The organism is Actinokineospora sp. (assembly GCF_052390155.1).
Classification (GTDB): Bacteria; Actinomycetota; Actinomycetes; order Mycobacteriales; family Pseudonocardiaceae; genus Actinokineospora.
Genome location: NZ_JBQTHF010000030.1, coordinates 287,010 through 293,620, shown reverse-complemented (window position 1 = coordinate 293,620; position 6,611 = coordinate 287,010). Strand labels below are relative to the sequence as shown.

Genomic DNA, 6,611 nt, shown 5'->3' with positions numbered 1-6,611 from the left:
GGTTAATGGCTTCCCCCGGGGGCTTTTCACCGGGGGTTCCAGGATTCTCCCTGCTACTTACTGCAACTGGTGCTTCCGCGCGCGGATCAGCTTGAGCGACCCGGCTCCAGGGCCGTTGTAAGGGTCGTCGCCATGGGGGGGGGTGCGGGTGGGGGGTTGAGTGGTAGTCACCGGACACGCTCCTCGGAGTTGGTTAGTTAGTAGGTGATTTCGACTCGACGCATACCCTCGGCGAGGGTTTCGTCGAAGACGCCGCCGCGTATCGCCGTTGCGCCCGGCGGTGTGCCGACACCGTGCGGGTCTATTCGAGCGGTGACGCCGTTGGCGGCAAGCTCCCGCGCGGTGGCGTCGGCGCGATCCTGCGCGAGCTGTCTGCGGCCTTCGGGGGTCGAGTTCGGGGGGTCGGCCGCGTACCCGTTGACGGTCACCACGGCCGTCTCGGCGCCTGCGGTCTTGACGTTGATCCGCTCGGCGAGTTGGCGCAACAGGTCGACGGCGATGGGCGACAGCTCCGCCGAGTCGCCGTCGAAGCCAAGCATCGAGTTGGACAACACGGCGGTCACGGTGTTGTTCGGCCCCTCGACGGACGACACGCCCTTGACCGGAACGATCGGTGTTTCGACCGTCGCCAGCGACGGGACGGGCGGGACGCGGGTGTCGTCGATCGCGCAGGGCAGTGCGCCGGCTGCCGTGCAGATCGCCATCCAGTAGTCGACCAGCTTGGTGCGCAGCGGCAGCGGCAGCGCGGGCTGGTCGCCTGCCGTCGATCCGATGCCGGTGAACAGGACGCGCCAGCCGCGTAGGTCGGGCAGTAGCCCAGCCCCTGCCAACTGCTGGGCGACGGTCGCCGGGTCGGCGTCCCAGCCGACCTTGCGGAGGTCGAAACCGCCGTTGGTGCTGAGTCCGCTGCTGATCACGAGCAGCAGCCCGGGGTGGTTGCCGCGGATGGCGTTGTCGATCCCGTCGAGCAGATCGAGGCCCGGTCGGTTCGCGGCCGTCGTGGACAGCCGCTCGGCCAGTCGACGCAGGTTCTCGTCGATCAGCTTGGTGCGCTGATGGCCGTGTTCGACCCGGCCGTCCGCCCGGCGCGGCGTGAGCGACACCGTGAACTGGGACTTGCCGTCCGCGGTGTTGATCACGGCGACGCTGCTTTTGCCGGTGCTGCCGTTGGAGACGTTCCTACTCTGCGCCGCGGTGTTCAGCTCGTGCCACGCAGTGGGGGTGAAGGACGGGCGGAACTCGTTGGCGGTGGCGCTGGCCACGGCCACGATGCGATCCCCGTCGGACGAGGAGACCGTGGGCGTCGGTCCGGCCGTCGGGTTGGCGCACGCAGCGCCGAGCGCCAGGACCGCGGCGACCGCGGCGGCTGCTCGCCGCTGTTTCGTATTGATGCCGAACATGCTCGAACTCCCGTCATCGGCGACAGTTAGGAGCCTAACATGTCGACAGTATCGCTATGTATGACATAGCGACGCCGACGACAGCGACCACGCCAGCCACGATGCGCGTGACGCCGAAGACAAGGTCGAGGGTGCGTGCCTGGGGTCGCCCTGCGATCCTGGTTGGATCAGCGGGCGGTCCTGGTCGAGTGTCGGCTCCGGCTACCGGAGGTCGGCGGTGATTCCCTTGTCCCGCAAGAACTCCAGCCAGCGGCGGGCCGCCTCGGGGTCTTCGGCGGCCCGGTGCAGCCCGGCGGGAGTGCGGCCGGAAAGGATCTCGGCGATGCCCGCGGCGAGCGGGGTGGACACCAGCCGGGCCATGGCGCTGTCGGTGTCGTCGCCGATGAGGTCGAGGACGTACTCGGCGGACCAGGTGGTGTCGTCGGCGCCCCGGACCGCCAGTGCCACGGCCAACACCACGCGGTCGCGGTCGGCGTCGGTGGTCGGGTACTTCGCGGCGAGTTCGGCGGCCAGCGCGGTGATCCGGTCGGCGTCGCCCCGGCGCAGTTCGGTGAACACCGGGGTCCACGCCTCGCGCCAGCCGGCGAGGCGCAGGGTGCCGCGGACGAAGGTGTCGAGCGTCCAGGACGTGGGCAAGCCGTACTGCGCGATGAAAGGCACGCTGTCCCGGTTCGGGTACACCTCGAACTTCTCGCCGCCCAGCGAGTGCGGGCCGGTGGCCTCCCACGGTCGCTCGGCGACCTTCTCCACGCCGCCCTCGATGAAGCGGGCGGGCGAGAGCAGCGCGGTCAACACCCCGCGCGGCGCCCAGCTGAACCGGTAGCGGAAGTCGTTGGGCACGGCCGGAATGCCGCCGCAGTAGGAGGTGAACGTGGCCGTCGCGGGCTGCTCGCCGACCGCGGCACGCGCCCGCGCGACGAGGTCGTGGGCGAGGAGATGGTCGATGCCCGGGTCGAGCCCGGCCTCGGTGAGCGCCACGACGCCCGCCGCGCGCGCGGCGTCGGCCAGTTCGGCGATCTCGTCGGACACGTAGCTGGTGTTCGCGAAGTGCGCGCCGCGGTCGAGGCACAGCCGCAGCAGCCGCCCGTGCTCGGCTGCGGGCAGCATCGACACCACCACGTCGCCCGCCGCGACCGTGGCCTCCAGATCGGCCCACGCGCGCGCCCGCACCCGGCCGGTCAGCCCGAGTCGGTCGACGCAGGCCGCGGCCTTGTCCGCCGACCGGCCCCACAGCACGACCGTCGCCAGGTCGGCCAGCACGCGCACGCCGCCGCCGGTCGACAGGCCGGTGCCCACCCAGTGCACGGTTCCGCTCGCCGGTACCCGGTCAGACATGGTGGCGCCCCCGCGCGGCGGTGTCGAAAAGGTCGAGCGCGCGGTGCCACGGGCCGGTGTCCGCGTCGAGCGTGCGCAGCAGCGGCAGCACGTCGGCGGAGAACGCCACGCTCGCCTCGCGCGGCAGCAGCGAGGGCAGGTTGTCGATCGCGATCACGTCGACCGGCCGCTCGCCGCCGCGCAGCCTGCGCGCGGGCTCGGCCCAGTCGGTGATCCGGTCGTACACCGGCAGCACGTTGCAGTCGGAGGTCACATCGCAGGTGACGTCGGACAGCACGCGCAGCCGCCGGGCGGGATCGTCCAAATCGGACTCGGTGACGAACGGCGGCACCGGCTTGGTGGTGAGCACGGCGTTGACCAGGATGTCGTGGGCGAGCAGCGCGGGCTTGTCCAGCTTCGCGGTTTCCTCGATGTCCCAAGCGGTCGGCGTTATTCCGGCCACGGCGAGCGCGTCGCGGGCACCGCGGCCGGACCGGCCGAGCGCGCCGACGACCAGCGCCGTCGCCTCGGCATCGCCCGAGCGCAGCGCGTCGTCCAGTTCGGCGCGGGTTTGCGGGCGCAGCGGCGGATCCAGCGTGCCGCGCAGGTGCAGCACGGCCAGTGCGGCGCCGACATAGCCCGCCCAGTAGCCGAACGCGGCCAGCCTGCGCCCGGACTCGTCGGTCAGGTACTCCAGGTCGAGCAGCGCGCCGCCGCCCGCGGTGAACCGGTCGAGCAGTTCGGCCGCGCCCGCCTGGCCCTTGTAGGCGTGTCCGAAGTAGACATGCCGGTGCCGCAGCTCGGCGGGCGCGTCGGGCAACTCCTTGAGCCCCAACACATACGCATCGAGCGGCGCGTCGACCCAGCTCTCGGCTGGCGCGACCGCGCAGCCCGCCGCCGCGTACTCGGCGATCGGGAACACCCGCTGCGGGGATTCCTCGACCGTCACCGGGATTCCCGCGGCCAGCAGCAGCTTCGCGTCCCCGGGCACGATCGGGGCACGGCGCTCGGTGGATCGCACCTCGTGCCGCATCCACAACCGCGGTCTGTCCGCCATGGGTGCTTCCTCTCGTCGACGGTAAAGCCACCGTCACCTCGGCGGGCCCACCTCGCCGAGAGCCCTGCCTGTCATGGCTGACCCGGGCGCATGACCCAGCAGTCGCAGGATGGTCGGAGCCACGTCGGCGAGCGTGCCATGGGGCGGCAGCCCGACGGAGCCTACGACGATCAGGGGCACCGGGTTGGTGGTGTGCCCACCGTACGGGATCTTGTCGTCTCGGAGCATCTGCTCGCCGTTGCCGTGGTCGCCCACGAGCATCAGCCACCGACCCGTTTCTCTTGCCGCGTCGAGAATCCGGCCCACCGCGGCGTCGGTGTGTTCGACGGCGCGGCGGGTAGCGGCGGCGTGGGCCGTGTGGCCGACGACGTCGATGTTGGCGAGGTTCGCCACTACCAGGGCGACATCGTCGCGGGCGGCCGCGGTGGTGACCTCGGCGACGACCGCGTCGAGGGACATCTCAGGTTCGACGCGGTAGTCGCGCTGTGCGCCATCGCCGATGCGGACGTGGTCCTCGACGGCGCGCCGACGGGAGTTGCGGCCGTTGAGGTAGAAGGTGACGTGCTCGAACTTCTCCGCCTCGGCGATGCGGACCGAGCGAAGGCCGAGGGTCTCCAACTCGTCGGCGAGTCCCCCCGAGGCGTCGACACGCGAAATCAGCGCGGGGATCGGCGCGGCGGTGTCGTAGGGCGCGAGTGCGGCCCACTCGACGGAGCGGTCTGCCGTGTGCCGGACGAGGCTGTCGGCGAGTTGTTGGATGCGGTCGCTGCGGAAGTGGGTGAACAGCACGCGGTCGCCGTCGCCCAGCGGGACCGGGCCCCCGATGACCGTCGGCGGGATCCAGACGTCGCCATCGGCGGGTGCCGCCACCGCACGTTCCGCCGACACCGCCACCGGGCCGTGACCATCGGCGATGGCGCGGACCACGCGGTCGGTCAGGGCCGCGTCGCCGCTCTTGTCCATGGCGTACCCACGGCCGGACACCGTGGCCACCCGGCCGAACCCGCCCAGGAACTTCGTCACCTGCTTGAGATGGAGTGCGGCTGTGTGGTCCGGGACGTCTCGACCGTCGGTGATCGCGTGAACCTGGATGTCGCGCAGGCCGTGCGCGGCGGCGGCCTCGATCACCTTGCCCAGATGACCGATGTCGGCGTGGATCTGGCCGTCGGAGCAGAGGCCGACCAGGTGCAGTCGGGCCGTGCCCGCGCAGAACCGCGCGAACGCGGGGTCCCGGCCGATCTCGCCGGAATCCAGGTACTGCTGCACACGGACACTCTCATACGGCAGCGGTCGGCCCGCGCCGATGACGAGGTGGCCGATCTCCGAGTTGCCCACGGTGTGCGGGAGCAACCCGACTGCCTCGCCCGACGCGGCGAGCAAGCACGGCGGGTAGTCGGCGGCCAGTTCGTCGAGGACCGGCGTCGACGCCTCGGCGATCATGTTGCCCGGCCCGGGCGGGGCCGTGCCCCAGCCGTCGAGCACCAGCAGGATGCCGTTGCTCACCTCGTGCTCCGGCCGTCCTCGAACAACCCGTCCAGGGTCTGCCAGAACGCGGGGAAGGACTTCGCCACGCAGCCAGGGTCCTCGATGACGACGCCATCGACGCGCAGTCCCGCGATGGCGAACGACATCGCGATGCGGTGGTCGTCGTAGGTGCTGATCAGCGCGGGCTTGGGCGTGCCGCCGTGGATGATCAGCGCGTCGGGGCACTCCTCGACCTCGATCGCCATCTTGCCGAGTTCGGTGGCGACAGCGGCGATCCGGTCGCACTCCTTGACCCGCAAGCTCGCGATGTCACGGATGCGGGTGGTCCCGGTCGCGAACGCCGCGACGATGGCGAGGCTGGGCACCACGTCCGGCATGGCGTCCATGTCGACGTCGATGCCGCGCAGGTCGCCGCCGGTGAGGGTGACCGAGTCGTCCTCCCATCGGGCTGTGCATCCCATGCGCACCAGGACGTCCACCAGTCCGATGTCGCCCTGCACCGATCCCCCGCTGATCCCGGGTATGGTCACACTGCCGCCGAGAACCGCTGCGGCGCAAAGGAAGTAGGACATGCCCGACGCATCCGGCTCGACCAGTACCAAGCCGCCCGCATAAGACTGGCCCGCGGCGACGCGGAAGCGGCGGTATCCGTCGCGGTCGACGGTGACGCCCTGGGCTGCCATGGCGGCCACGGTCATGTCCACATAGGGCTTGGAGATCAATTCGTCGGTGAGCTCGACTTCGACGCCGACCTCGGCGGCCACCGCGTTGATCAGCAGGCTGGAGGTGAACTGGCTGCTGGTCGCGCCGCTGATCTTCGTTCGGCCGCCGCGGAAGCCGCCGCCGCTCACGCTGATCGGCGGCGACCCGTTGCCGCGCAGGGAAACCGCGGGTACGCCGAGCGCGGGCAGCGCGTCGACCAGGTCGCCCATCGGCCGCTCCCGCATCCGGCTGTTGCCGGTGATCACCGTCGTGCCCGGGGCGTGGCCCGCCATCGAGAGCAGGAACCGCAGCGGCGTCCCCGCGCCGCCGACGAACACCTCGTTCGACGGCGCGCGCATCGGCTGGCCGGTCGGCGTGACGGTGATCCGATTCGCGGTGGTGTCGATCTCCGTGCGCACGTGGCCGAACGCCTCGATCGCCCGGGTGAAGTACGTGGTGTCGTCGGACAGCAGGGCGTTCTCGATCTCCATGCGCTTGCCGCACAGCGACGCCATGGCGATATACCGGTTGGTGTAGCTCTTCGAGCCCGCGACGCTGATGACGCGGTCGACGGTGTCCAGCGTTCGGATGGTCACGGTCTCGGCACGCAGCCGCTCGTCGGCGTGGTCGTTCCTGATCACAGGGGGATCCTC

The 6,611-nt window shown here is 71.0% G+C and carries 5 protein-coding genes; all 5 read right to left on the bottom strand.

The annotated features are described in order from the left end of the window. Positions 1–197: 197 nt before the first annotated feature. Entirely contained in the window at positions 198–1,400 is a 1,203-nt protein-coding gene (locus ACT4N7_RS13045) for an OmpA family protein (RefSeq protein ID WP_444828931.1), read from the bottom strand. A 201-nt stretch (positions 1,401–1,601) separates the two neighbouring features. After that, positions 1,602–2,735, bottom strand: coding sequence for a saccharopine dehydrogenase family protein (locus ACT4N7_RS13040; protein WP_444828930.1), 1,134 nt, complete (start codon positions 2,733–2,735; stop codon positions 1,602–1,604). Continuing rightward, positions 2,728–3,771, bottom strand: coding sequence for a saccharopine dehydrogenase (locus ACT4N7_RS13035; protein WP_444828929.1), 1,044 nt, complete (start codon positions 3,769–3,771; stop codon positions 2,728–2,730). Before ACT4N7_RS13035 ends, ACT4N7_RS13040 begins: the two co-directional genes overlap by 8 nt. A 33-nt stretch (positions 3,772–3,804) precedes the next feature. Next, on the bottom strand, positions 3,805–5,274 hold the full coding sequence (gpmI, locus tag ACT4N7_RS13030; protein ID WP_444828928.1) for a 2,3-bisphosphoglycerate-independent phosphoglycerate mutase: 1,470 nt from the start codon (positions 5,272–5,274) through the stop codon (positions 3,805–3,807). Next, the gene (gene aroA, locus ACT4N7_RS13025) at positions 5,271–6,599 is read right to left on the bottom strand and encodes a 3-phosphoshikimate 1-carboxyvinyltransferase (RefSeq protein ID WP_444828927.1); all 1,329 of its coding nucleotides are present in this window, start codon (positions 6,597–6,599) and stop codon (positions 5,271–5,273) included. Before aroA ends, gpmI begins: the two co-directional genes overlap by 4 nt. Positions 6,600–6,611 lie beyond the last annotated feature (12 nt).

Coding starts and splice junctions, on each gene's coding strand:
- ACT4N7_RS13040 (WP_444828930.1), bottom strand. CDS start 2,735: ATGTCTGACCGGGTACCGGCGAGCGGAACCGTGCACTGGGTGGGCACC.
- ACT4N7_RS13035 (WP_444828929.1), bottom strand. CDS start 3,771: ATGGCGGACAGACCGCGGTTGTGGATGCGGCACGAGGTGCGATCCACC.
- ACT4N7_RS13045 (WP_444828931.1), bottom strand. CDS start 1,400: ATGTTCGGCATCAATACGAAACAGCGGCGAGCAGCCGCCGCGGTCGCC.